Origin of the sequence: Legionella bozemanae (assembly GCF_001648595.1) — a bacterium.
In the GTDB taxonomy this organism is placed as follows: Bacteria; Pseudomonadota; Gammaproteobacteria; order Legionellales; family Legionellaceae; genus Legionella; species Legionella bozemanae.
In genome coordinates this window covers 1-24,762 of the sequence record NZ_LBAW01000028.1, presented here as the reverse complement: position 1 = coordinate 24,762, position 24,762 = coordinate 1, and the positions used below count along the sequence as shown (strand labels likewise).

Sequence of the window (24,762 nt, the reverse complement as noted above, 5' to 3'; positions counted from 1 at the left end):
ATTATGTAAATATTTTATTTATCTAAGATTTGAGGCGTAAATAAATAAACCTTGATTGCGCTATGCTTCATTAGGCTACGCTAAAAATCAAGTGTTCGAGATTGGCCGAAAAAATGGACTACACTGTTATTATGAAGAAAGGAATGGTGTTTTTATTTTGGTTTTCTATTTTATTTTTTTCGTCGTTTATAACGGCAGCGGATTCTCTTTATTCAGATCAGACGGTAAAACTACAAGTTTATCTGGATAAAAACAATTTTAGTCCTGGAAAAATAGATGGGGTTGATGGGCCGTTTACCCGTTTTGTTTTTTCTTTATTAGATAAAACCTCTGAAGAGGAAAAGGCAAACCTAAAATATCCTATGAGTACCATTAATCCTCTTTATACCGAATATAAAATTAAAGAAGCGGATAAAAAATTTATTGGAAAAGTACCTAAAACGCCGAAGCAACAATCCCAAAAAAAATTTCTTCCCTATGCCAGTTATGGAGAATTTGTAGCAGAACGCTTTCATAGTGATACCCATTTATTAAAAACAATTAATCCAGGAAAAAATATAAATACTTTAAAAGCTGGCGATATACTAAAAGTCCCCAATGTTGAACCCTTTGTCATTGAAGAAATTAAACCAAAATCGTTTGCAAAGCAAAAACCAGAATTCGCAAAACGTGTGATAAAAATAAATACCAAACAACGTATTTTAAGAGTTTATGAGAACGAAGCTCTTTTGGCAGTATTTCCCGTAACGCCAGGGTCTACCGAGCTTCCAGCACCAAAAGGTGTATGGAAAATTGTAAAAATCACCTTTTTACCCTGGTTTCGCTATGACGAAAAAATGCTCAATAAAGGAAAAAGAAGTAAGTATTTTTTTAATATTCCCCCAGGACCGAATAATCAAGTGGGAGTGGTTTGGATAAGTTTAAATAAATCAGGTATAGGTATTCATGGTACAGATAACCCTGAAACAATCGGACGTTCGACAAGTCATGGGTGTATTCGTTTAACGAATTGGGATGCGTTAAAATTAAGCAAATTAATAAGTCCCGGTGTTGAAGTCAAAATCGATGTGAATGAATAAGCAAGCGCAAGTCGGACTTTAAGAACCACTATGTGCCGTTATTGGCTCATGAGAGTCGGGGTCCTCCATAATTTTATGTATTTGCGGATCTTTATATAAATTAGCACGGATACTGGCAAAGGTAGTTGACGTAGGACTATTAAATACAGCTCTTAATGAATGAACCTGCGTATTTTCATCCGGAGAAGGTTCCATTTTAGAAATTTTCTTAATTTCAATGATGCTTTTTACAATATTTGATTCGTTATTATAATCTATTTGGCTAAGAATATTCCTTAACTCATTAATATAGCGAGGAGAAGTATTGTCTTCATTTCTAAATAATGAATCAGATAATAAATTGTACACTGCATTTATATTTGCGCGCCTATCCAGAGGGTCAATTTTCATCACACTAAGATGCATTCTTGATAAAGAAGCGTTGCGCTCATTAGAGGCGGGTTGACTTAAGCTTTTTATGTATTTTAGACCATCCAGAAAAGCCATATGTGTTGCATCATATAACTTCAATGATTTGTTTAATTTAGTGCAAAGTTCCAAAGAAGAGAGTTCCAGTTGTTCCCCTTTATTGGGATCAAAAAATGAATAGGTATTATTGTGATTTTTTTTGATTAACATGGAGTGCCCCTCCATTTTTCCAAATGATTTACTAAAAGCCATGAATTTTATATAAGTACCAGGCTCAAGCTTGTCTAATTTTTTGGTGAATAAGTGGGGGGCCAGCTGTTTTCCATCATTACTTACATCCGCAGAAGAAAAGAGGGAGTAAGGATATATATTTAGCAAGTAGGCTTTTAGTTTTTCAAAGTGACTGCTGGTATCTAAAATGTGGCTACCTAATACCCAGTCAGTGTTTAATTGATATACTCCTGCCAATAAATGAATGTCATTTAAATTGGAAGGTAAGATTCTGTTAAAATCACTGCCATCTAAGGATTCACTCTGAGAAGACAAGCCCATTAGATCTTCTTTGATAATATAATTACAAATTAACTCACAAAGACCTGAAAATCTTAGTCGCGCTCTATTCAGTGCTCGATAATTACTATCTTCTCGAAGTTTTGCAATAAAATCATCCTGATTATAATATTTTTTTACTGATGCAGCAGATGGCGGCGTAGGATTACTCTCCATTTCTTTTGCATCATAAGTGGAAACAATTTTTTGGGCTAAAAAATCCAAAACATTTTTAAAAGATTCCATACTTTCTGCATTTATTGATTCATACTCTTCCCTATTTTGCTCAAGAAAGTCTCCCAATTTATTGAATAGTTCCATTTCGTTTTCTTGAAGGGATGCGGTATTTTTGTAATGGAGTACCGCGGATAATAGTTCTGGCTTCAGTTCATTCAAAAGGGGAGTTGCCTTAATATAAATGTCTATAAAATATAATAAATTTTGTTCTGGATTTGTATCTTTGGTTAACTCTTCTTTTAATTTGGATTTAATCAGTTCTATTGATGAGTTATAAATCGTTTCAAGTTGGGCAGGATCCCATACGTTTTCATCTTTTTTATGAAATTCATGTTTCATTTCTTTAAGAACTCTAAGCATTGCATGGAGATCATTTTTGGCTTGCGCTTCATTTAATAAAATAAGATAGGAACTTTTTATTCGTTGATTTCTTTTTAATAATTTCTCTAATTCTATCAAGCTGTTATCTGAAATCCTTCCTCGGTCAAAATCAATTGAAGTAATGCTGATATTATTTTGCAAATGGTCACATAAATCCTGGACTGAATTAAAATCGTTTTCGAGCAAATCAAGATGAACCAGTGTATTATTTTGTTGAAGTGCTTCACTCAAATGTTTTAATCCCTCATTACTTACATGATTTCTTTGTAAAACTAAAGTAGTTAGTGAGTTGTTGCTTTGAATTCCAGTTGCTAAATTCCTAAGTCCTTCGTCACCAATGTTATTAGCGGTTAGATTTAAAGATTGAATAGAAGAACTGTTCTTAATTATTTCGGTAGCGAGCGGATATTTTTCTGGGTCAAGCCCATTTGAGGATAAATCCAAATAGGTTAAGGAGGGATGGATACTTAAAACTTCAGCTAAATTCTTTAATCTCCCAGCAGTAGAGGCATCTAATGCACAGGAGGCTAAATTTAAATGGACTAAATTTTTATTTTTTCTTAAGCCATCGGTTAAGTAATCTAAATCGTAAGTGCCGAAAGAGTTCATGCTCAGATTTAATTTTTTTAAAGATTCACTCTCATTTAAGAGCTGCGATAAACCTGAATCAAATTGTAAATAGCTATTGCTTAAGTCAAGTTCTTGAAGGGATTCGTGGGTGCTTAATGTTTGGAAGAAATAATTTGTAGATCGCCCAAGATCAGAACCAGCTAGTTTTAATATTTTTAGACCTTTATTTTCTTTTAGGGCGAGTACAATTTTATCGATTCCCAAAGGATCAATCTCAGTATAACTTAAATCAATTCCCTTTAATGTCAAATTGGATTTTAACATTTCCGCAATAAAAGCGACTTCTGTATTTCCAATAGGATTATGTCTTAAAACCAAAGTTTTTAAATGCGTATTTTTAGATAAAGCGGTAGCTAATAGTTTTATAAACTCAGTAGTTGCTTGATTTTTAGGTAATTTTTGACAACATAGAGATTCTAGCTGGGAATTATCAGCTAACGTTTGTATCGCCCATTGCCATATACGAAAATCTTTTTTAAGAGAAGATAAATCAAGTACAGAGCTCGTCTTTTGCAAACTTTGTGCTATTGGAGCCTCATAAAAATAGGAAGAATAATAATGCCGTATGAGCGAATCAAAAAGCAATATTTGCGCAGCAAACATGGGACTCTCAAAATAATAAATTTAGTATACAGTATAGAAGAATCTAATGGCTTTTATGTGTCACAATCGATTAATAAGCAAGCTTGTTTGCTTGCAAACAGGTTCCTCTAGGCACTAATTCAAAGTTTCTAAGTGATAAGTGTGATACGAATAAGTTACATTTTTGTTAATAAAGTTTATGATTGGCAAAGAAATAGTAAAAAAAGTAACGATATATCAGGATTAAATTGATGGATACCACAACTTTAAGGCGGGGTATTTTGACCCAACACAAATCTAAATTTGCCATAGATTGGTGGGTTTAAAGACCCAACTACTTTTCCCTCTTTGCAATTTTCGGAGTTTTTTATGTCCATTCGACTATTGGTTATAGCAATTTTAAAATTCTTGTATTGCACCACGGTATTTGCTGTCGCAGGAGTACCTCCTACCTCAGCGAATATCAAGCAGGTAATTTATATCACTTTGGATGGTGTCCGTTGGCAAGATGTTTATCAAACTCACCAATATTTTCCAAAATTTTGGCAAAAGCACGCCAGTAAATTTATTTTTTACGGAGATCCTGCGAGCAATACTCCTATGTATACTGCTTCAGTGCCAATCAGCCTTCCTTCTTATCAAAGTCAAATGGCAGGGGCGGTACAACCATGTACAGGTAATGAGTGCGGCAGAATTAAAGTTGAAACATTGCCGGAAGCAATTATTCACAAATTGCATCTATCTAAAAAGAAAGTGGCAACTTTTTCCTCTTGGCCTGAGATTGGCTATGCTGTGGAGCACGTTCCGGGGACAACGTTCAGTAATAATGGAAATGAATTAGTCTATGATCCCGATAGTTTAAAGCCTGATGACGTGATGAACGAGTTGAATCAAAAACAACGTGATGACCATCCTGACGGCAAGGATCGTTATGATCGATACACTTTTGCGCAAGCATGGCATTATTTTGTTACCTATGAACCTCTTTTCTTATGGATATCATTGGATAACTCCGATGGAACCGCACATGCAAATGATCTAGAGGGCTATCATAAGGCATTGGCCTATTACGATGACGTGTTAGATAAAATTTTGACTTATTTACAAACTAAGGGAATAGATAAGCAAACCCTGGTCATCGTCACTACAGATCATGGTCGTGGTGATGGAAAAAATTGGGTACATCATGGTCCCAAATATCCAGAATCCAGGAAAATATGGGCTTTTGTGATGAACGGACAATTAGTTCCCGTCGCACAAGATGAGGAGAAAGGTCATTATAGTTTATTGTCTATTCGTCCCACTATAGAAAAGGCATTAGGCTTGGTTGATCAGTAGGTTAAGCTTATAAGCATAATAGAGCTCAAACAACTTTATCGCTTCAAGGCGAATTTAATTACCATCCGTGCTAGCAAAATAGTCTTTACATTGACGCTATTGTATATTACATCTAGAGTGAATACTGAATAATCAGAAATTCATTCTTGTTCAGGACATAATTAATAAGGGATTAAACTATGCGATTCACTAAAAATATAGGTTTTATTCTTCTCGCTGTTTACCTGATTCTAGTAGCTCTTGGTACTTTGGCGCCTGGAGTTGCAATTCCCAGCACCATCACTGCTGTAGTTGCTTTGGTAGCTGCAATTTTTATACTCATAGGTAGGTGAATAAAACGAGTTCCCTATGAATCTTGCTGCAGCGCAACGCCATAGTTCCTTTAATATGTAAACAAAGTTGGGTCAAAATGGCCCAACCTGTCTTACTGATCCATAGTAAAGTTAGGTTATTTTGTCCCAGCAATATTAGAGTTGTTGTTATTTAGCCTCAATAAATTTTTCTTTAGGATTATCAGATAAAATAAATTGCACATTATTTCCTTTAAGGCTAATCCGAATCATTGTTGCATCCTCTTTGAAATATCATTTGATAAAAATATAATCATATTTAAGTATAGGAGCATCTTAAAAAAAGTGATTGGTTTTTGTTTATTTTGTATTTATAGCTGGACTGGATGTGTAGATGTAATGATTGAATTCATAGCAAAAAATATTAGAAATATCCTTAGCAGATCCGCAAATTTAAAAGAGTAGAACCTATTTTAAATCAATAGGATAGAGCAGAATAAACCAAAAGGAATTGCCTTTTCAGATTATATTAATAAAAAGAAGTTCATTTGATCAATTAACATTCAGAGAAGGAAATAGGTTATGCCACAGTGTTTTAATGCACAAGAGATACAAGGTTGTCTTATTACAATTAATAAAATACCTACTAGTGAAATAAAGTATTATTTGTTGTTGGCCCTTCATTCGATTAGAAATGCAGATGCTGCTGAGTATCGGGATTTTTTAAATGAATTAAATAAATTGAGTAATAAATTAACTCATTTTCTGCTATCCGAAAATACAACGTTCTCTTCCACAGTTCTTAAAGATATTTATCAGTCTTACCAAAAGCTTTGTGAGTTTTCTAAGGCGAATACTACGACTATTGCAGTGAGGGATGTACTAATTAACCTTGGCGCAACATTATTAGCAATTTTGGGCGGAGTTTTAGGAGGGATAACTGGTTCCGTTGTAGGATTAGGAAGAAGTGTTTGGGAATTAGGTAATCCACTAAGCTATTTGAAGGATGGAGCAATCACCGGGTTTGCCTTTGGTGCGGCCATAGGATTTAGAGCGCCAAAAAAAATATTTAAAAATGAACTAACACGACAATTAAAATTTTGTCTAAATCAACTCGAACACTGTTTGCAAGAGATGCAAGAACAGAAAATAAAACCGTTATCGTATTATAAGGACAAAGTGAAAACCCGACTTTTAAAAGAGTGTTTTAACAATGATGAAAAAGCTTACAAAGAATTTTTAGATGAAGATAAGAAATTTCAAATAGTAACATTGCGCGCACAATTTGTAAGCGAACAACTTGAAGGTTATTTAGGGCATCATGCGTGTATTGTCCTTTCGTTAACCAATCAACAAGAACCCGAGTTGATTGAGTTTTCCTTAGGCAAATCGGATCTGAGGCGAAAATTTACGCAAAAAGAGGAACGAATTGTAACAGGTGAAAAAATTGTAGAAATGATGGCTTTTCACCAACTATTACAAGAGACACAGACGTGTAGTTTGCAGTATATTTTGACCAAAATGAAAGCGGGTGAGAATGATTGTTTTCGATATATTGAGAAAATTCTCCTTTGTACAGGGCAAAAAACAATTGAACTGAAACGTTTTGACGATAGTGAAAATTGGGTTGGAAGAAATATTGTAGGTTTTTTTGTTAAAAAATTGAGTCCCTTTAAGCAGAATATTTTTGAAGAAGAGCCAGACCAACTCGCTTCAAGTACCAATCAAAGGAATTAATCCTGTTTGCAAACGGGCTACCTTACGGCTTTCGCCTGTACCCCAGGCTATACAATATGCTCTAATCTTGCCATGTAGCCTGGGGGAAGCGAAGCGTAACCGGAGTTAAATAGGATACTGTTTATCCGGAAACCAGCGTTGTTGCCCTAAAGATAACAGCCCAGCCATATGGTTGGACTGCCTTAAGTGGACGCCATTGTGTGAATAGTTACTACGTCTTTAAGTGATGATTGTTCAATAAATTGAGACGTTCTCTCTTTAACTTTATTGATTGGAAAAATAAGTTTGATAGAGAGTAAGATAACTATCATCTTCTTCTATTTTTTCTAATATTTTATTTATTCGTGCAATTAAAGCAGCCTGTTGGGGTTTAGCCATGATGGCGATGCCTTCACCTAACACTACGACATCTCCCAAAGGTTTGAATAAATCATTGCCGTTTTGATTCCAGAAGTTCATATCGGAACGATAAAGAAATACTGCGGATATGGTTTTATCGTGTAATGCGGCAAACATATCTTCTGGTGTCTCGTACTCAATAATTTTAAATTTATTTTGATAATTCTTGTTTAGGTAAGAATACAAAACACCACCGCTGAGTTCATCATGTATCACACCAATTTTGCTTCCATTTAAATCATCTATGGAATCAAAATGATTTTGTTTTAATGTTAAAAATTGATTCTTACTGAGCAAATAAGGTAAGCTAAAAATGTAATCTGCTTTACGAACAGGAGAAACAGTGATTCCAGAAATTGCGAGATCAACTTCTCCATTTTTCAACGCTTCATAGAGCTGGTTTGGCCCTTTCTTTGGAATAAGCTCGCACTCTATTTCCAGGTGCTTGCATATCAATCGTGATAATTCAATATCAAATCCTTCACCGGTTGATATGATAAAAGGAGGATCATAGAACAGAGTCCCAATTTTAACCGCACTATGGCTGAAAGTAGAAAAGAAAAAGCAGAAAATTAATCCTGGCAATATCTTAATTGACTTCATGATCCAATCCCTTGGTTTGCTTTTCTTTAAGTTTAGTCTACAAAGTAATATTCCAAACAGCTAGCTACGAAACCACCAGGTTATAAAGCATAATGATGCGGGCTGGATATTATGAGATGTCCCTATTTTTGTGTTTATAATATACCTGCCCATCCAAATATCTATTCTTATCTATCTTAAACTAAGGCTCGTTGATTCTATCTGGAGTTTCTCACTATTATTTTTATAAAAATCGGATCTTTTATATCTTCGAAAACTGTACCTTTTTCTACTGCTTTTGCCTGCCACGCTATGCTTTTTGTAGTGAAAACTTGCCTACTCATACTTCCCCTGATAGTTTACTTCCTTTTCGAATTTAGGAGAAATATATGGGTAAATGGTCTGCATATTTTTTAGCTCATCTTGATAGTAAACACCATCCACTTGTAGAGAAAGCTTGCGCTAAATTTTCTGATGAAAATGATGCGCAGCAAATTACAAATCAATCATTGAAGGCTTTGGATCTTGGATGTGGAACGGGGAGAGATACGGTATTTTTAGTGGATAAGGGATTTAATGTGACTGCCCTGGATGCAGAACGTGAGGCTATAGAGATAACCAGGGAAAGAACTCGTCATAAAGCAAATCAGATCACTTTTATTGAGTCTCAGCTTGAAAAAATGCAGCTCCCCGAGCAGTACCATCTGATAAGTTCTAATTTAACACTCTCGTTTGTATTGTCTAAATATTTTCACGGTACTTGGTCTGAGATTGTTCAACATATAACCTTCGATGGTCGATTCTCAGGGCAATTTTTTGGCGATCAACATGAGTGGGCTAACCCAGTGCAAAGTTATTTTAGCTACTCGCAAATGTTGGATTTGTTTCGGCTCATGTTTGAAATCGAGTTTCTTGAAGTGTCTTTATCTCAAGAAGAAACTACCACTGATGGCACCAGGTTATGGCATCAATATGATATCATTGCTTGTAAAAAAGCAATTTCCCCAGAAAAACCGTTAGCGATTAATTCATTTTTTTATCATGATGGGCGTTCAAAAAGAACGAATCATGATAAGTTGCTTGAGAATAGGCCAATGGTTTTATCAAATTAGTAATGACTTAAATAGAAAGGTATATGTGGATATATGATAGGCTGCGTCCACCTGGAGAAGTATAGCTGACTGGACCTTGGTAAGATACTCACCTGAGTTAAGCAGCCAATTGGGTCACTAGGTTAAAAAAATCAGGGAACGTATTGGTTTGCATGTTTTGTGATGCGTGCATCTGGCGTACTACGACCATATTTTTTTCAGGGATAATAACAAGGTATTGGCCTAGATATCCTTCAGCAAAATACATCGTTGGTTGCATCTTTACCCACCAAAGCAAACCACACATGTAATTGATTCCACTTTCTAAGCGGTTAGAGAGTGGTTCAGGATTCATTGATAAGCGAATCCATTCTTTGCTGACAATTCGTCTGTTGTTCCAAATGCCGTGATTAAGTATTAACTCACCAATTTTAAGCAAATCCTCCGCTTTAATTTGTAGTCCTGCCATACCATGAGGATTACCAGCGGAGTCTTTCATCCAGGCAAAATCAGTAATTCCCAAGGGGTTAAACAATGTTATTTCGATAAAGTGATCCATTGGCAAACCTGATATTTTTTTAAATAGGCCAGCTAATAAATTGATTGCCTTGTTATTATAGAAAAATACTTCTCCAGGATGAGTACTAAGTTCTGCGGCTAATGCGAGTTGCACAAAATCTGGAGAAGCATAAATTTCTTTAGTTGTTGGCTCTGCCTGGATACCGGAAGTATGCGATAGCAATTGCTGAACCGTAATGAATTTCTTTGCTCCCTGCCGCCATTCTGGGTAAAACCGAAAAATCGGATCATCCAATGAAATCAGTTTTGCATCATACAATATCCCAATGCCCAAGCTAACGATTGACTTGGTAACCGACATGGCCTCGATAGATCCTATGTGCGGGCTTGAAAAGTACGCTCCTAGAATTTTACCATTTTGTGCAACAATCGCAGCATCAGATTGGGATAATTTAGATCCGCTAATAATAGCGATTATAATTTTTTTAGTGTTCTCATCAAGTTGATCAAGGGAATAGAATTCATTAGAGCTATAATCAAAAGACATATTATAAGACATACAACGACACATCAAAGTTACCACATTTTTTTATATAATAGATTACTTTTTGAACATTTTCATAATTTGATGGATTTTTTTGATCTTTTATATTGTATGATACAAAAAAATTAATAATGAGACTTCTTATGAAAACAGTTTGTGTCTATCTTGGTGCACGTTTTGGAAATAATAGTTATTTGATTTCATAAATTATTGTGTTGGCAATGGGTTTATAAATACCAACCAATCCGCAATTCCAATAGTAAATAATGATCCCTCTTTGTTGCTTAATCATTTAATTTGCCCAATTGGAGAATTTACCCTGGCGGATAAAACCCCTGACTTGGTTAAATGAATTTTTCATACTGTTAACGTATTAACAAGAGGTAGTTGAGGATATCAGTGTACAGAGTAACAATCAGGACTTTGAACTCAACTCAAAAATCCATATTTTAAAAAGAAAGAATGTTCATTTTGTTTTAAAACAGAATGAACATTCTATAACCTCTTGCATGAATTACATTACAAGACAATTATCTTGCTTCGTTTGTAACGAATACTCTTCCTTATACCCTGGCATTTGACCTGAGATAAATTCAAGGTTATTAACATCTGTGGTCACATAGCTTACGGATGCTGTTTTTTTCTTATCACTCCATGGGAATCGCAAATAGTTTACATCTTCTTGAATTGTAGAAAGTATTTTAGGCTCAGAAAGTTTTACTTTAAATATGGGGGATCTCTCGGCAAACCCTAGCCCTCTATCAGAGTCTTTGGAGGTTTTAAAGGCGTAATCCTCAGCTTCTTCTTGAGATTTGAATAGCTTAATTTTACCCGTAGGGATTGCCTTGCTTATTTCTGCTAAAGGTATCTTTTCTTTGAGCTTGGTGTAAGGATATTCTCTATCTAAAAATAAATTAGTCTCTCTTGAAATAACTACTTTTTCTCCAACTGCAAAATACTCTCCAGCCAGGAGTTTAGTAGTATAACTCTTTAATTCATTTTGACTTAAAGAGTAAAATTCTTTTGAAACTCTATGAGTCTTTTCTAAATCCGCCTTATTAAAAAAGAAGAAGACATTTTCTGCTACTACTTTAGGAATCATATATTTCTCCATATTTTTATGGCTGTAAATTTTACTACAAGATCTAAATCTATTCAATTTATTGATCGATTTTTAGATATTTCTGTGCTCTTAATATTTTTTTGAGGGGTATTTGAGCATAATTCTCAGTTAATAAAAAATTTTAGTGATTTTTTTCTATGGCAAACGCCTTTACAAATGTTATCGTAAAGATTTTTATGATGACAACGGATTGTTCGTTTATTATTTGATATTAAGGATGATGATATGAAAAAGGTTGTTCTAAGTCTCATAACTATTGCAAGCGCGAGCTGTAGCAGTATTTCATATTCTGGGAGCATGGGACCAATTCACGCTGAGCCCCATGGCTGGACAGGATTTTATATAGGTGCTAATGCTGGATATTGGTGGTCTACAAATAAAGCAGTGAATACCGTGGGCTCACCTGGTTATGCAGATCCATTGTTTTCATTGGGCGCAGAAAATATTGCAAACGCACTGGCTGTTGTAGGAACCAATAATTTTTCACTTAATACAGATGGGTTTATTGGCGGTGGTCAAGTCGGTTACAATTATCAGTTGCAAAATCAATTCGTTGTTGGCCTTGAAGCAGACATCGATGGTCTTACCCAATCTAATGCAACTGCTCAAGCGGCCCGCATGGTTCCTTTGGTTGATTTTCCTGCCGAATATTATAACGCAACGATATCTGTTACCAAAAAACTTGATTATCTTGGGACAGTTCGTGGTCGATTGGGTTATCTATGGTCTCCATCTGTACTTTTCTATGGCACCGGTGGGTTTGCTTACGGTGGTGTTGTATTGAATGAAGCGTTTACCGCAAATGAATCATTAGGATTTCCTAGCTATGCTCCTATTACCATGCAAAACAATATAAAGAAGACTGGTACTGGATGGACAGCTGGGGGTGGATTGGAATGGATATTTCGAGCTAATTGGAGTGCTAAAATTGAAGGGATTTACTACGACATTGGCACAATAAATAATAATGTTGTCTTATCCCAGAGGAGTTTTTTGCCGATTCAACCCATTGTTTTTGGTGCTGCACAAATTAATACCACCACCAAATTTACTGCAGCGGCTGTTCGTGTCGGGTTGAATTATCATTGCTAATATTTGCTATCGTACCGGCTATTAAATAAATAAGGGAGTATTTATGAAGCGATCAGAAAAACACTTGAGTGAGACAACTTTACGAAGATTCTCTATAGCTTTAGGATTAACGACAGCCCTCTATGGGATGAGTGCTATGGCACAGGCACAAGAGCTCCTAACACACCATATTTATCCCGAAGTTGCAAATGGAACTGCGACATACGTGCGTCCTATGCTTGCGACCAAAATTTTGCGTCTCGACATTGTATTACCACTGCGTGATCAGGAGGGATTAGATAGTTTTGTAAAAGAACTTTATAATCCTGCAAGTCCCTTTTATCGGAAGTTCCTCACCGTATCAGAGTTTACTGATAGATTTGGTCCGAGTCAGGAGGATTATGACACCGTAATTCAGTTCGCCAAAGATCACGGCTTTAAGGTAGTAGGAGGCTCTCGCGATGGTATGGACATTCAGATTGAAGGCTCTGTTGCGAATATCGAGAAAACCTTCAATATATCCATGCAGATGTACAAGGACGCCAAAGAAAACCGCATATTTTATGCCCCAGATCGCGAGCCCACGGTGGATTTGCCATTCCCTCTATGGCATATCTCTGGCTTAGACAACTATTCAATCCCTCATCCTCGGTATAAATATAGAGAACAGGAGCTGGGTGAACCCAGGGCGACTACAGGTTCTGGTCCTCAGAACTCATTCTTAGGCAGCGACATGAGGGCCGCTTACTATGGAGTAAAAGGGCCATCAGCTCTGACTGGTGCAGGCCAACATCTCGGGCTGCTTGAATATGCGGGTACAAATCTGATTGATTTATACACTTATTTCAACAATATTGGTCAAACTAATAGGGTACCCATAACCTTGCTCTCCACAGACGGTACACCAACGAGTTGCGTCCATCCATCGTGTGACGATGTTGAACAAACACTGGATATGACACAGGCTCTTGGTATGGCTCCTGGACTCGCAAGTTTGGTAATGTATATAGGCTCCACTGATACTGCAATTTTCAGCTCTATGGTTTCGCATAATCCTTTACCTACGACTATTGGCTGTTCATGGGGATGGACACCTGCTGATCCAAACACACTTAACCCATACTGGGTGAGAATGATGGCTCAAGGTCAAACTTTTTTTGTAGCATCGGGCGATGATTCTACCTGGGAGAAGACTGGCAAAGCCGAGGCATGGCCGGCAGATTCTCCATATGTTGTCTCAGTTGGTGGTACTGACTTGATTACTACTGGCCCAGGCGGTGCTTGGCAGTCGGAAACAGCCTGGTCACATAGCGGTGGCGGCGTCTCCCCAGACAATGTTCCGATCCCCCCATGGCAGACCATTCCAGGCGTGATCAACTCAAGAAATAATGGTTCGCAATTTTTGCGTAATGGCCCAGATGTAGCCGCCAATGCGAATTTTACTTTTTACGTGTGCGCCAATCAAAAACCGTGTACGGCAAACCATTTCGGAGGCACTAGTTTTGCGGCTCCTATGTGGGCTGCCTATATCGCTCTGGCTAATCAACAGACAGCCGCCGTTCACCATACGACGCTTGGATTTATTAGTCATACTCTTTATTATCTTGGAGCATCATCCGTTTATGGTATCGTTTTTCATGATGTCATTTTCGGCCAATCTGGCATTTATTCAGCAGTACCTGGTTATGATCTTGTAACCGGCTGGGGTAGTATGAAAGGGCCTAACTTGATCAATTATCTTGCTTATTTTGGATAATTAGAACGATCCACTACGTCCCGCCCCTACGACTTGTTTACGGAATCCAGTTTTATCTCATTGTTGCTGGAATAGGGGCAGGCAGATCTTTTGTATGGCAAGGGGATATTTATCTTGTTAGAAAATATTACCAGTAATGAGAAGTACCTATACGCTCATCGGATCTTAAGGTAAGGATTTCATACCCATGATCAGTGACTAAAATGGTATGCTCCCATTGTGCAGATAATTTATGATCTTTTGTGACAACAGTCCATCCATCACCTAATGTCTTGATTTCCTTACTTCCTAAATTAATCATCGGTTCAATAGTAAAGGTCATTCCAGCTTGCAATGATAACCCTGTATTGGGCTGGCCAAAATGCATTACATCAGGTTTTTCCCACATGGTTCTACCAATGCCATGTCCCCCAAATTCACGAACAACAGAATACCGATTTTTCTCCGCATGTTCTTGGATGATGCTCCCTATGTCCCCGAGTCGGGCTCCCGGACGCACAAGAGCAATTGCCTTATAAAGACATTCCTGGGTGACTTCTACTAATTTTTTGGCAAAAGGTTTTACATTGCCAATGAGAAACATTTTACTTGTATCTCCAATGTATCCATCTTTTTGAACAGTAACGTCAATATTAATGATGTCGCCATTTTTAAGTAGTTTATTAGAAGGTATTCCATGACATACAACATGATTAATTGAGGTACAAATGCAAGCCGGAAATCCATAGTGATTTAATGTTGAAGGAATTGCTTTTAAATCTTCAATAATATAGTTACGACATATTCGCTCCAGTTCAATAGTGCTTATACCTGCAACAACATAAGGTTCTATCATTTGCAGTACCGATGCAGCCAGATTTCCAGCAATGCGCATTTTTTGTATTTCTTCAGGCGTCTTCACTAACATCGTGTATTTCCCCTGATGATGCTTGGTTTACTAAAATTTTGAGAATTTCAGGGTAAGTAATAGAAGGATTTTCTTCTGCTAATTTTCCTACTCTAATCCAATACTCAGCTTGTGAATTTATTGAACGACTCATGGCTCTAGCCATTAATTTAGTGGCTTCATGCAATTCATTTGAAATTTTTACAATACCCATAGAGTTCTCCTAAAAAAAGCGGATAATATAACATATTAATATATATTGCTACATTATGTGTATTAAGTGTAGTTTTCGTCATAAACGTAGTATTGTCAAATTACTCTGCATTAAAGAAAGCTCCCCCCTTGGAAGTATATGCTTCGCAAAAAAACCGATGAGCCATAACTTTATCTTAATGTTCAATAACTAAACTTCTCCTAATGATTTTATTATCAAAAAAATCAACCGAAAAGCAGTATATGAATAAAATATGGAGTCGCTAAAATGTTCCAGATAACCGGCCGTGATATTTACTCAATTAATGAATGGCAAGCTATTTTGCATTCTTCACATGGTGATAAAAAGAATAGCATTATTACTGAAATAACTGATGCAATAACAAAATACCATCAATTTGCAAAGAAAAAAGCAGACAATATCATTGCCCGAAAAGAAGCGTTATCTCACATAGAAAAATTGTGTGAGCGTTATGTTGCAGAACGTGGAGACGCTTTAGGTCAAAAACCACAAGGGATCCACAAGAAATTAGAAGATAGTATTGATTACTGGATTTTGTCATTACAGAAAAAGTCTAATCATAAGTTACAATACCTTAGCAAACTCGAATCGTTCTTAGCTACTGCTAAATCTCATCACATTAATCGCAATGAAATGATTGAACATTTAAAAGTACGTAACAAATCAAATGCACCATCACGGTTAAAATTATTCAGTGGGACATATCTCGAAAAAATTGATCCATTACATCGGCAATTTGAATTTAACATGAATAACTTACCTAATAAAACGTGCGGAATAAATTCTGCATTTATTGATTGGGTAAAAAGCGAAGACACTACTCCATTTTTTCTATGGTTAGAAAATCATAAGATATTAACTCAAAATCGAGTTTTTAAAGAAAAGTATGAAATTAGTTTGATTGATTATGCTTTGAAAGATGCGCATATTGCGACATTTAAAAACATTGAGGGCCAAAATTACATTGTTTCAAAGCCCCAAAATAGTGATGAAGAAGCTGAGAAATTAAATTCAAGACAAATGAAAAATTATAGCTTTAAAATGGGCACGGCATATGGATCAGCAGCATTTGTATGGTGCAAGGATAATGAAAATCAGTTTCTTACCCATCCTCATCAGGCTGGCAAATTCCATCATTCTTCATTGAGTGCGGGTAAAAGTGTACGATGTGCAGGCATGTGGGTGATAAACAATGGAATTATTACACACATAAGCAATAGCAGCGGACATTACCGACCAAGCTCGCTTTCATTTTATTTGCTCATCAAATTCTTAGAAGATAAGCAAGTGATTCACGATAATACGAAGGTAGCCGATTTGCGCAAACCCAATGAAGCTGTTAATCCTGATCAACCCTTTGGATCCACAAAAAGCCTCTATATTCCATTAAGAGAATATCTTGATTGGGCTGAGCAATTACCAGAGATACAGGAATACTTACAAACCGTGAATACAAATGACAACACAGCAAACGAGAAATGCATTATCTTTTAAATCAATCTCCAAGCTGACGCCTCTGAAGGAGACTAAAATGGCGGTTTTTATAAGGTAATTTACGTCTTCCTATCTTTTTCACCAAAAAAATTTTTATGGCATCGAGCATTTTTCACCTTGCCAACTCAGTGGGAGGGGATAGTTAATTTTTGTGCTTTCACTTATCTACCATTTCTGGCAATATTCGGCTTCTGTTATGGATTAAGGAAGATCGTGTCGTGTCGATAATTCTAAATTCCCACTGCTTTAAATTTCTGTTAGGGAGCTTATTGTTCTCTTTCTGTCAAATTATTGTTGCTGGAACTCCTAATGAAAAAGAAAAAAATATATCGCACTATGGCCATGCGATAGCGAGCCAAGATGGCTTTGGCTTCATTTCAAATGATAACCAAAACAAATTATTTCTGCATGGTCTTTATCAATTTGACAATGATGCTTTTTTCAATGTAAGAGGATTAACCATAAATAATGGTGCCGAAAGTACCGATATGATTAACCAGGATGATGTGAATCGATTTTGGATGAGACGTGTACGCCCCATTTTTAATGGTACTTTTTTGAAATATAATGATTTTTATTTCACACCGGATTTTGGTCAAGGTCAAACTCGCTTATTTGATGCCATTATTGATTTGCATTATTTTGAAGTGTTCAGTTTAAGAGCTGGCAAACAAAAAAGCCTCTTAACAGGATTTGATCGATTGAGAGGGGCCGCTACGAACAATACAGTTGAACGTGGCTATGCAACGATGATGGCGCCGAGCAGAGAATATGGTTTCGTATTCTACGGAGCTGTGGGTCCAAAGCGAAAAACCGATCAATCTCCTTATAATTATAAATACAATAAATTCAATGACTGGTTTTCTTATGAGGTTGGGGTATTAACAGGGACTTTTGATAATACCAATCCCGGATTAAATCCTGTTACACCCACTACCTTTAGTTCAGAGACAGCAACCTTAGCGAATAAAGTATTTGAAGTTCGCTTGTTTACCAATCCTTTCCTAAATGGTTATTTGCCGCTTTTAAGAAATTTGGGATTTGGCATCGCTGGCAGTACAGAAGAGGTAAACAATCAAAGCAATCCACCTGCTCTAGTTTCTGTTGGCCAAAATCCAATTTTCTTTTATGAAACGGATGTACACGGGAATGGTCCAAGAAAAAGACTTCATCCTCAAGCTTTTTGGTTCCTAGGCCCTTTTGGCGTATTTGGGGAATGGGCACAAACTCGGCAAACCCTGTCCAAAGGACTTGTTTTCCCCAACGCTGATGCTCTGCAATTCGTTGAAGTGACGAACCACGCAGCAGAAGTGCAAGTGGTTTATAATTTGACTCAAGAAGCCTTTACGCTCGGGTCGTTAAAACCTAATCGCAACTTCTCTCCCAGGGAGAAGGGATGGGGCGCGTTTCAATTAGTCGCGAGGTGGTCACAATTAGCGCTGGACAATCGTATTTTTAATTCTTTTACTACCGAAGAAGAGCAAACCAATTACACCTTTTCTGATCCCAGGCTCTCTATACAAAGAGCGAACACTTGGGGCGTAGGGATTAATTGGTTCTTAAATAGAAATATGGTCATTATGACAGAATATGATCAAACTAGTTTTGTTGGGGGGTGTTCCACAGGAGCATTAAATGCCCCAGAGACACCTGGATGTTTAACCGCCGGTGATTATGCCACCGCTTCGACAAGTAAAGTGAGAAACCGTCCCAATGAACGTGTGATTATGCAACGGTTTCAATTATCTTTCTAAAGTACTCTGCCATCTGCAAGCTCATTAATATTATTTACTTCTTAAATAAAGTCGTTAATTTTTCAAATTCTATAATAATGAAGCTAAAGATGCCTATTACTCCTATCCCAACGTTATGCCAAAGGGTAAGGGGTTCTGTTTTAAAAATTTCTTGCATAAATGGCATATAAGTAAAACTTAACTGCAAGAAAGCAACTAATCCTATTGCGACTAATACAGGTTTTGTTCCTTGCATTCCTTTCCAGGTTAGAGATGGGCCATGTATATATCTCGAACTGAACAGGTAAAAAATTTCCAGTAAGACTAAGGTATTTACGGTCATTGTTCGTGCCGTTTCCAGGCTTTCTCCGCGCCACAATGTCCAATAAAACACGGTAAAAACACTAGCGACAAAGAGTAGGGAAACAAAAATAATCCGCCAAACAAGGTACTTCGATAGCAAAGGTTCATGAACTGGAGTTGGCGCTCGTTTCATGATACGAGGTTCGGATGGTTCAAAAGCTAAGGCAAGCCCTAATGCTACAGAACACGTCATATTTACCCATAGAATTTGTACCGGAGTAATCGGCAAAGTGGCACCCATGATAATAGCAATAGCCAGACTCAGTGTTTCACCACCATTAATTGGCAGCAAAAACAAAATGGCTTTTTTTAAATTATCATAAACGGTTCGTCCTTCCTTTACTGCCGCGACAATAGAGGCAAAATTATCATCTGTGATAACCATTTCAGCTGCCTCCTTGGCGACTTCTGTTCCTTTATGTCCCATGGCTACCCCTATGTCAGCTCGTTTTAGAGCTGGGGCATCATTGACTCCATCACCAGTCATTGCAACTACATAACCTTTGGCTTGCAGCGCGTTGACTAACCGTAATTTATCTTCAGGACTAGTGCGTGCAAAAACATCAACTGTTTCAATCGATTGCTCGAAACGTTCATCACTAAGCTCGTGTAATTCTTTCCCGGTTAACACGTGTTGACCATCACCTATTCCTAATTGCCTGGCGATAGCCAATGCGGTGATAGCATGATCGCCTGTTATCATTTTGACTCGAATATTGGCTGCTCGACACTCTTTTACTGCTTGAATGGCCTCTTCTCGTGGAGGGTCAATAATACCCACGATGCCAATCAGTATCAAATCAGACGTTACATCCGCAAACTCTATCTTCTCGTCATTGATTGAAACAGGTTTGTAAGCAATCGCTAACGTGCGTAACCCCTGCTGTGCCAAATTAGAAATTTTCTGCTGCCAATAGTCAAGGTCAAATGCATCATACCCCTGATTATGAAGCTGGAAGGAACAAAAATTGAAAACAACTTCGGGGGCTCCCTTTAAATAGATAAAAGCCGATTTCTCTTGGTGGTGTAAGGTAGCCATAAACCGATGTTCTGCATCAAAAGGAATCACATCCTTCAATGTGAGTTTTTCTTCCAGCTGATGTCGGTATATTCCTGCTTTGGCTGCGAGAGAAAGTAAAGCCCCCTCCATGGGATCACCCTGTAATTTTGGCTCATTATCCTGAAAATCCAATTCTGCATCATTACATAGTACGCACGCAGTCCCCAAAGTTAATAAATCATGATTTTCTTGAGGCTGTATTTTCTTGCTTTCAAAATAAAAAGAACCCTCCGCATTGTAGCCTACGCCACTGACATCCAGATCGCTCGTTGCTAAGCAGATTTTCTGCACAGACATCTCATTGCGCGTCAAAGTGCCCGTTTTATCAGTGCAAATAATGGATACTGAACCTAAAGTTTCCACAGCAGGAAGTTTTCGGATAATAGCATATCGGCTGGCCATGCGCTGAACCCCAATAGCTAAAGCCACCGTCAATATAACAGGTAATCCTTCAGGGATTGCTGCTACAATAATCCCTACTGCGGCCATAAACATCTCATGTGCTGAAAAGTGATGAAGAAAATAACCAATAAGAAACAAAACACTTGCAAAAGCTAAAATAAATCCACTTAACCATTGAGAAAATAAAGACATTTTCTTTATAAGTGGTGTCATTAAGGGTTGTACATGGGTAAGTAACTGGTTGATTTTGCCAATTTCTGTTTGAATTCCTGTTGCAACAACAATCCCTTCCCCTTTGCCCGAAGTCACTAGTGTTCCTGAAAAAGCCATGTTGGTCTGTTCTGCTAATGGAGTATCAGAAGCTAATACCCCTATTTTCTTTTCAACTGTGTTGGACTCTCCTGTGAGTATGGCTTCATTAATTTTCAAGTTCTTAGTACGTACAAGTTTAAGATCAGCGGGGATTTTATCTCCTGATTGCAAAAGCACTAAATCACCAACGACTAACTCGCTTGCGGGAATAATCATTCGCTTATTTTCTCGTAAAACTGTAGCATGTAATGAAAGCATGCTATGTACAGCAGCAATCGCCTTTTCAGCTTTTCCTTCTTGTATAAACCCAATTAATGTGTTGATTAATATGACCCCGAAGATTATTACTGAATCGGTAATCTGGCCTAAAAATAAAGTTGCTATAGCTGCAGCCAATAATACAAGAATTAACGCGTTATTTAACTGAGAAAGAAGCCTTTTAAAGACCGATTGTGGAGGTAAAGAGGGCAGTTCATTGTATCCAAATTTCAATAGGCGATTTTTCGACTCGCTTATTGTTAAACCTTCTTCAGTTGAAGTCATAAGCTCATTACAAATATCGTTATCCGTACAATCATTCCATGAATGGAGTCTGTTATTTTTCTTCATAATTCTTCCAGACTATGAAAAAGAAAATTGTTGTTTTTTTGCTTTAATAAGCTTTTACAGGCGATACAAAACCCTGTGGTTTAAGCGCCCAAAGCGAACAATTGATTTTTTGCAGAATATTTTCGGCTGTATTACCAATAATAAAACCAGCTATTCCTGTTCGTGCTACTGTTCCCATCACCAAAATATCAATTTTATTCTCATTAATGCTTGAAGGGATAAGTTCAGAAGGATGTCCTTTCACGTGATATATGGTTGGTTGCTCTTTTATGCCTGATTCATGGATCAGCGCACATAATGCACTATAATGTGAGCGACTCTCTTTCATCACCATTTCATCCAGTTCTGGTGGGGGGATATCAATAAGAACGCTACGGCGCAGATAGTCTTCCAAAACGAAATCCCAGCAAGTAACAACACTTAATTTAGCCTTATAATGTATTGCAAGAGCATTGGATAACCTTAAAAGGTTAATAGAAAGATCATGACCTGAAACCTCCTCCTCTTTGGGGTCAATCGCTACGGCGATATGAATCGTTTTATCTGGAGTTATCGGACGATGAAGAAATAAAGTGCAAGGGCATTTACGTAATAGGGCCATATCTAATGCCCTAAAACCTTTTTTATTACCATCTTTTTCTGCTGCTTTCACTACAAGATCGTATGGATGACGCAGTACGCGCTGAATAATACGGATATCTGGTGTATTTCCACATTCAATTTCTATCTTTATTAATGGCTCTTTCTTATTAAGAGATAAGGAAGTTTTCGCTGATTCAATGATTTTGTTCATTTTTTCTATAAGAAACGTTTCATACGAGCTTTTATATTCATCAAGATTATGAGGAAAGGGTGGGCATGTTATCAGAATATCAAGGGTTGCTTTATTATCAGCAGCTAATCTTATAGTATGTCGTAAAGCTTCAGATTCATCATCAATTCCGTTACTTACAAACAGAATATTATGAAATTGTTTCATTCCCTGTTCCTCCATGAGTTCATAACCAATTGAGCTACACTTTACTTTATTAATTGATCTTCAAAGTAAAATTCCTATTTAATAATTAATTTTAGACTATTTTTCTTGAATGATGCGTGATAACTTTTTACATTGAGTAAAAATTAAAAAAGGACTATTTGGATTGCATCATTCGCTTCCCCTGATTACCACCATCGCCATGGGATTTGCTTTAGCATTAATCCTGGGATTGATTGCCGCACGCCTTAAGATTCCCGCATTAGTAGGTTATTTATTAGCTGGTGTTGCTATTGGGCCGTTTACTCCCGGATTGATGGCAGATATCAGTATCGCTCAGGAGCTTGCGGAAATTGGGGTTATGCTGCTGATGTTTGGAGTAGGATTACATTTTTCATTGTCGGATTTGATGCGCGTACGCAAGATTGCTATCCCTGGTGCAATAGCCCAAATCCTTGCAGCAACAATACTTGGCGGTTGTGTTGCAATCATGTGGGATTGGAATTATGGCAGCGCTTTAATTTTTGGGCTTTCTCTATCCGTAGCCAGTACCGTTGTATTATTGAGAGCACTTGAAGAACGAGGAGCCCTTGAATCGATTAATGGCCACATTGCTATAGGCTGGCTTTTGGTTGAGGACTTGGTTATGGTTGTTGTTCTTGTGTTGCTTCCACCGCTAGCACATTGGCTAGGCGACAGCTCATCTGTTGATATTCATAAACCTCTGTGGTTGGTTTTTGGTCTAACACTCCTTAAGGTATCAACGTTCATTGCATTCATGCTCTTGGTCGGTCGACGGTATTTCCCTAAGCTACTCTGGCTTGTTGCCCGAACCGGCTCACGTGAATTGTTTACTTTATGTGTGATTACTGCAGCAATTAGCATTGCCTATGTGGCCTCTAAATTGTTTGGTGTTTCGTTTGCCTTAGGTGCTTTTTTTGCAGGTATGATTATGCGCGAATCTTCATTCAGTCATCGTGCTGCTGAAGAATCCTTGCCGCTTCGGGATGCATTTGCTGTATTGTTTTTTGTTTCAGTCGGCATGTTGTTTAATCCTTCTGTGTTGATTGAACAACCCTTACAAATTTTAATTGTGGTGGGGATTATCGTTATCGGCAAGTCAATTGCAGCTTTTGCATTAGTCCTTGCATTTCGCTATCCATTACAATCCGCATTAATCGTATCAGCAAGTCTGGCGCAAATTGGTGAGTTTTCATTCATACTTGCTGAGCTAGGGATACGCTTAGGCATGCTTCCTACAGAAGGTCAAAGTTTTATTCTTGCCGGTGCACTCATATCCATAGCGATTAACCCTCTTATATTTAAATTAGTGAATCCTGTTCATGCTTGGATAAAGTCTTACCCTCGATTGCTCCATTTTTTTGAACGCGCCCACGATTCTTTGGCTGAATTACCGATGTCCACAAAAAAAGAGTATCTTGCAGGGCAAGTGGTTTTAGTGGGCTATGGGCGTGTTGGGAAGCGCGTTGCCCATTTACTTTCTGAAAAAAACATTCCTTACGTTGTGATTGAGGAAAACAGAGAGCTAATTGCAAGTTTGCGAGCTTCTGGTGTTCCTGCAGTTTACGGCGATGCATCCAAACCTGCCGTGCTGATTCAAAGCCATATTGCTCATGCCAGTATGCTCATGATTGTCATAGCGGATACTGTCCACCTAAGGAAGATGATTCAATATGCTTATCAACTTAATCCAAAAATAGAAATTGTTGTCCGTACACATGATGAAGAAGAAGCGGTGTTATTACAGAAAGAAATTGCAGGCAAAGTATTTTTCGCTGAAGGGGAAATCGCTAAAAACATGGGAAAATATGCCTTAAACCGATATGGAAAATTATAAATTAGTACGATTTAGAATCAGTCTTTAAGTGATTAGGGCTTTGGAGGAACAACAAGCATATCCACAAACTAAGATGAAGAATTCGTTGGCAACACTTTTGAATAAGAAGTCTTTACGCTTGGGACGTTAAAACCTAACCGCAATTTCTCTCTCAGGGAGAAGGGATTAATTGGTTTTTAAATAGAAATATGGTCGTTATAACAGAATATGATCACACGATAAATTGCCAAAATTAATCTGTTTGGAGTAAAGCGACGCTCTTAGTTATCCATTTCTTCCCAAGTACAATCTTGTGCATTCGGATAATCACAATGATACCCATAGAAGTTATCGTCTTTATCATTTGGGAAGGTTGTTTTAATCCATACATTGCTTTTGAGTCGTATAGAGGTTGACTAAAAAATCTGAAAATTCATTGGGCCGTCACAATTCATCGGATTGGTTGACTTTTTGTTGGAAAGAGACCTAAACTAATCTTGAAGCGTGCCGCGCCGGTGCTGCTAACACCAGCGCTGCAC

The 24,762-nt window shown here is 37.4% G+C and carries 18 protein-coding genes; 10 read left to right on the top strand and 8 right to left on the bottom strand.

The window, feature by feature from the left end:
- Positions 1 to 113 precede the first annotated feature (113 nt).
- Positions 114 to 1,079, top strand: a complete 966-nt coding sequence (locus A8O27_RS15780; RefSeq protein WP_082642500.1) for a L,D-transpeptidase — start codon at positions 114 to 116, stop codon at positions 1,077 to 1,079.
- A gap of 18 nt (positions 1,080 to 1,097) precedes the next feature.
- On the opposite strand, the gene A8O27_RS15775 is transcribed toward A8O27_RS15780, so the two are convergent.
- Positions 1,098 to 3,887, bottom strand: coding sequence for a leucine-rich repeat domain-containing protein (locus A8O27_RS15775; protein ID WP_058460891.1), 2,790 nt, complete (start codon positions 3,885 to 3,887; stop codon positions 1,098 to 1,100).
- A 348-nt stretch (positions 3,888 to 4,235) separates the two neighbouring features.
- On the opposite strand from A8O27_RS15775, the gene A8O27_RS15770 reads away from it, so the two are divergent.
- The 3 genes from A8O27_RS15770 (at position 4,236) to A8O27_RS15765 (ending at position 7,231) form a co-directional block, all read left to right on the top strand.
- A complete protein-coding gene (locus A8O27_RS15770; protein ID WP_058460890.1) occupies positions 4,236 to 5,204 on the top strand; it encodes a sulfatase-like hydrolase/transferase in 969 nt (322 codons plus the stop codon).
- Positions 5,205 to 5,383: 179 nt separating this feature from the next.
- Positions 5,384 to 5,536: a hypothetical protein gene (locus A8O27_RS19090; RefSeq protein ID WP_165482562.1), complete on the top strand. Its 153-nt coding sequence runs from the start codon at positions 5,384 to 5,386 to the stop codon at positions 5,534 to 5,536.
- Between the two features lie 540 nt (positions 5,537 to 6,076).
- Complete coding sequence (locus A8O27_RS15765; protein WP_058460889.1) at positions 6,077 to 7,231, top strand: hypothetical protein; 1,155 nt, start codon at positions 6,077 to 6,079, stop codon at positions 7,229 to 7,231.
- A 264-nt stretch (positions 7,232 to 7,495) separates the two neighbouring features.
- Here A8O27_RS15765 and A8O27_RS15760 read toward each other — a convergent pair whose 3' ends face one another.
- Positions 7,496 to 8,233 (bottom strand): transporter substrate-binding domain-containing protein, encoded by a 738-nt coding sequence (locus tag A8O27_RS15760; protein WP_058460888.1) that lies wholly within the window; start codon positions 8,231 to 8,233, stop codon positions 7,496 to 7,498.
- A 368-nt stretch (positions 8,234 to 8,601) separates the two neighbouring features.
- On the opposite strand from A8O27_RS15760, the gene A8O27_RS15755 reads away from it, so the two are divergent.
- Positions 8,602 to 9,324 carry a class I SAM-dependent methyltransferase gene (locus A8O27_RS15755; RefSeq protein ID WP_058460887.1) on the top strand — a complete coding sequence of 241 codons (723 nt, stop codon included), beginning with the start codon at positions 8,602 to 8,604 and terminating at the stop codon, positions 9,322 to 9,324.
- Positions 9,325 to 9,421: 97 nt separating this feature from the next.
- Here A8O27_RS15755 and A8O27_RS15750 read toward each other — a convergent pair whose 3' ends face one another.
- Positions 9,422 to 10,381, bottom strand: a complete 960-nt coding sequence (locus tag A8O27_RS15750) for a serine hydrolase domain-containing protein (RefSeq protein ID WP_058460886.1) — start codon at positions 10,379 to 10,381, stop codon at positions 9,422 to 9,424.
- A 499-nt stretch (positions 10,382 to 10,880) separates the two neighbouring features.
- Positions 10,881 to 11,468 carry a hypothetical protein gene (locus A8O27_RS15745; protein ID WP_058460885.1) on the bottom strand — a complete coding sequence of 196 codons (588 nt, stop codon included), beginning with the start codon at positions 11,466 to 11,468 and terminating at the stop codon, positions 10,881 to 10,883.
- 246 nt (positions 11,469 to 11,714) lie between these two features.
- Between A8O27_RS15745 and A8O27_RS15740 the strand changes: the two genes are divergently transcribed.
- Together A8O27_RS15740 and A8O27_RS15735 are read left to right on the top strand one after the other, a co-directional pair.
- Entirely contained in the window at positions 11,715 to 12,581 is an 867-nt protein-coding gene (locus A8O27_RS15740) for an outer membrane protein (protein ID WP_058460884.1), read from the top strand.
- Positions 12,582 to 12,624: 43 nt separating this feature from the next.
- Complete coding sequence (locus A8O27_RS15735; protein WP_058460883.1) at positions 12,625 to 14,316, top strand: S53 family peptidase; 1,692 nt, start codon at positions 12,625 to 12,627, stop codon at positions 14,314 to 14,316.
- Between the two features lie 127 nt (positions 14,317 to 14,443).
- Here the strand turns inward: A8O27_RS15735 and map are convergent, their stop codons facing one another.
- Together map and A8O27_RS15725 are read right to left on the bottom strand one after the other, a co-directional pair.
- Entirely contained in the window at positions 14,444 to 15,223 is a 780-nt protein-coding gene (gene map, locus A8O27_RS15730; protein ID WP_058460882.1) for a type I methionyl aminopeptidase, read from the bottom strand.
- The gene (locus A8O27_RS15725; protein WP_058460881.1) at positions 15,204 to 15,416 is read right to left on the bottom strand and encodes a ParD-like family protein; all 213 of its coding nucleotides are present in this window, start codon (positions 15,414 to 15,416) and stop codon (positions 15,204 to 15,206) included. Before A8O27_RS15725 ends, map begins: the two co-directional genes overlap by 20 nt.
- Positions 15,417 to 15,683: 267 nt before the next feature.
- On the opposite strand from A8O27_RS15725, the gene A8O27_RS15720 reads away from it, so the two are divergent.
- Both A8O27_RS15720 and A8O27_RS15715 read left to right on the top strand, forming a co-directional pair.
- Positions 15,684 to 16,931, top strand: coding sequence for an IQM protein middle domain-containing protein (locus tag A8O27_RS15720; RefSeq protein WP_058460880.1), 1,248 nt, complete (start codon positions 15,684 to 15,686; stop codon positions 16,929 to 16,931).
- A gap of 269 nt (positions 16,932 to 17,200) precedes the next feature.
- A complete protein-coding gene (locus tag A8O27_RS15715; protein ID WP_058460879.1) occupies positions 17,201 to 18,685 on the top strand; it encodes a porin in 1,485 nt (494 codons plus the stop codon).
- A gap of 34 nt (positions 18,686 to 18,719) precedes the next feature.
- Here A8O27_RS15715 and A8O27_RS15710 read toward each other — a convergent pair whose 3' ends face one another.
- Entirely contained in the window at positions 18,720 to 21,410 is a 2,691-nt protein-coding gene (locus A8O27_RS15710) for a cation-transporting P-type ATPase (RefSeq protein ID WP_058460878.1), read from the bottom strand.
- Positions 21,411 to 21,453: 43 nt separating this feature from the next.
- Complete coding sequence (locus tag A8O27_RS15705) at positions 21,454 to 22,389, bottom strand: universal stress protein (protein ID WP_058460877.1); 936 nt, start codon at positions 22,387 to 22,389, stop codon at positions 21,454 to 21,456.
- Positions 22,390 to 22,552: 163 nt separating this feature from the next.
- Here A8O27_RS15705 and A8O27_RS15700 point away from each other — a divergent pair, with 163 nt between their 5' ends.
- On the top strand, positions 22,553 to 24,244 hold the full coding sequence (locus A8O27_RS15700; protein WP_058460876.1) for a cation:proton antiporter domain-containing protein: 1,692 nt from the start codon (positions 22,553 to 22,555) through the stop codon (positions 24,242 to 24,244).
- Positions 24,245 to 24,762: the final 518 nt, after the last annotated feature.

What these genes read in the sequence shown, in the direction of transcription:
- A8O27_RS15705 (WP_058460877.1), bottom strand. Translation starts at nt 22,389, where the DNA reads ATGAAACAATTTCATAATATTCTGTTTGTAAGTAACGGAATTGATGAT.
- A8O27_RS15735 (WP_058460883.1), top strand. Translation starts at nt 12,625, where the DNA reads ATGAAGCGATCAGAAAAACACTTGAGTGAGACAACTTTACGAAGATTC.
- A8O27_RS15765 (WP_058460889.1), top strand. Translation starts at nt 6,077, where the DNA reads ATGCCACAGTGTTTTAATGCACAAGAGATACAAGGTTGTCTTATTACA.
- map (WP_058460882.1), bottom strand. Translation starts at nt 15,223, where the DNA reads ATGTTAGTGAAGACGCCTGAAGAAATACAAAAAATGCGCATTGCTGGA.
- A8O27_RS15740 (WP_058460884.1), top strand. Translation starts at nt 11,715, where the DNA reads ATGAAAAAGGTTGTTCTAAGTCTCATAACTATTGCAAGCGCGAGCTGT.
- A8O27_RS15725 (WP_058460881.1), bottom strand. Translation starts at nt 15,416, where the DNA reads ATGGGTATTGTAAAAATTTCAAATGAATTGCATGAAGCCACTAAATTA.
- A8O27_RS15755 (WP_058460887.1), top strand. Translation starts at nt 8,602, where the DNA reads ATGGGTAAATGGTCTGCATATTTTTTAGCTCATCTTGATAGTAAACAC.
- A8O27_RS15770 (WP_058460890.1), top strand. Translation starts at nt 4,236, where the DNA reads ATGTCCATTCGACTATTGGTTATAGCAATTTTAAAATTCTTGTATTGC.
- A8O27_RS15760 (WP_058460888.1), bottom strand. Translation starts at nt 8,233, where the DNA reads ATGAAGTCAATTAAGATATTGCCAGGATTAATTTTCTGCTTTTTCTTT.
- A8O27_RS15745 (WP_058460885.1), bottom strand. Translation starts at nt 11,468, where the DNA reads ATGATTCCTAAAGTAGTAGCAGAAAATGTCTTCTTCTTTTTTAATAAG.
- A8O27_RS15780 (WP_082642500.1), top strand. Translation starts at nt 114, where the DNA reads ATGGACTACACTGTTATTATGAAGAAAGGAATGGTGTTTTTATTTTGG.
- A8O27_RS15720 (WP_058460880.1), top strand. Translation starts at nt 15,684, where the DNA reads ATGTTCCAGATAACCGGCCGTGATATTTACTCAATTAATGAATGGCAA.
- A8O27_RS19090 (WP_165482562.1), top strand. Translation starts at nt 5,384, where the DNA reads ATGCGATTCACTAAAAATATAGGTTTTATTCTTCTCGCTGTTTACCTG.
- A8O27_RS15710 (WP_058460878.1), bottom strand. Translation starts at nt 21,410, where the DNA reads ATGAAGAAAAATAACAGACTCCATTCATGGAATGATTGTACGGATAAC.
- A8O27_RS15750 (WP_058460886.1), bottom strand. Translation starts at nt 10,381, where the DNA reads ATGTCTTATAATATGTCTTTTGATTATAGCTCTAATGAATTCTATTCC.
- A8O27_RS15775 (WP_058460891.1), bottom strand. Translation starts at nt 3,887, where the DNA reads ATGTTTGCTGCGCAAATATTGCTTTTTGATTCGCTCATACGGCATTAT.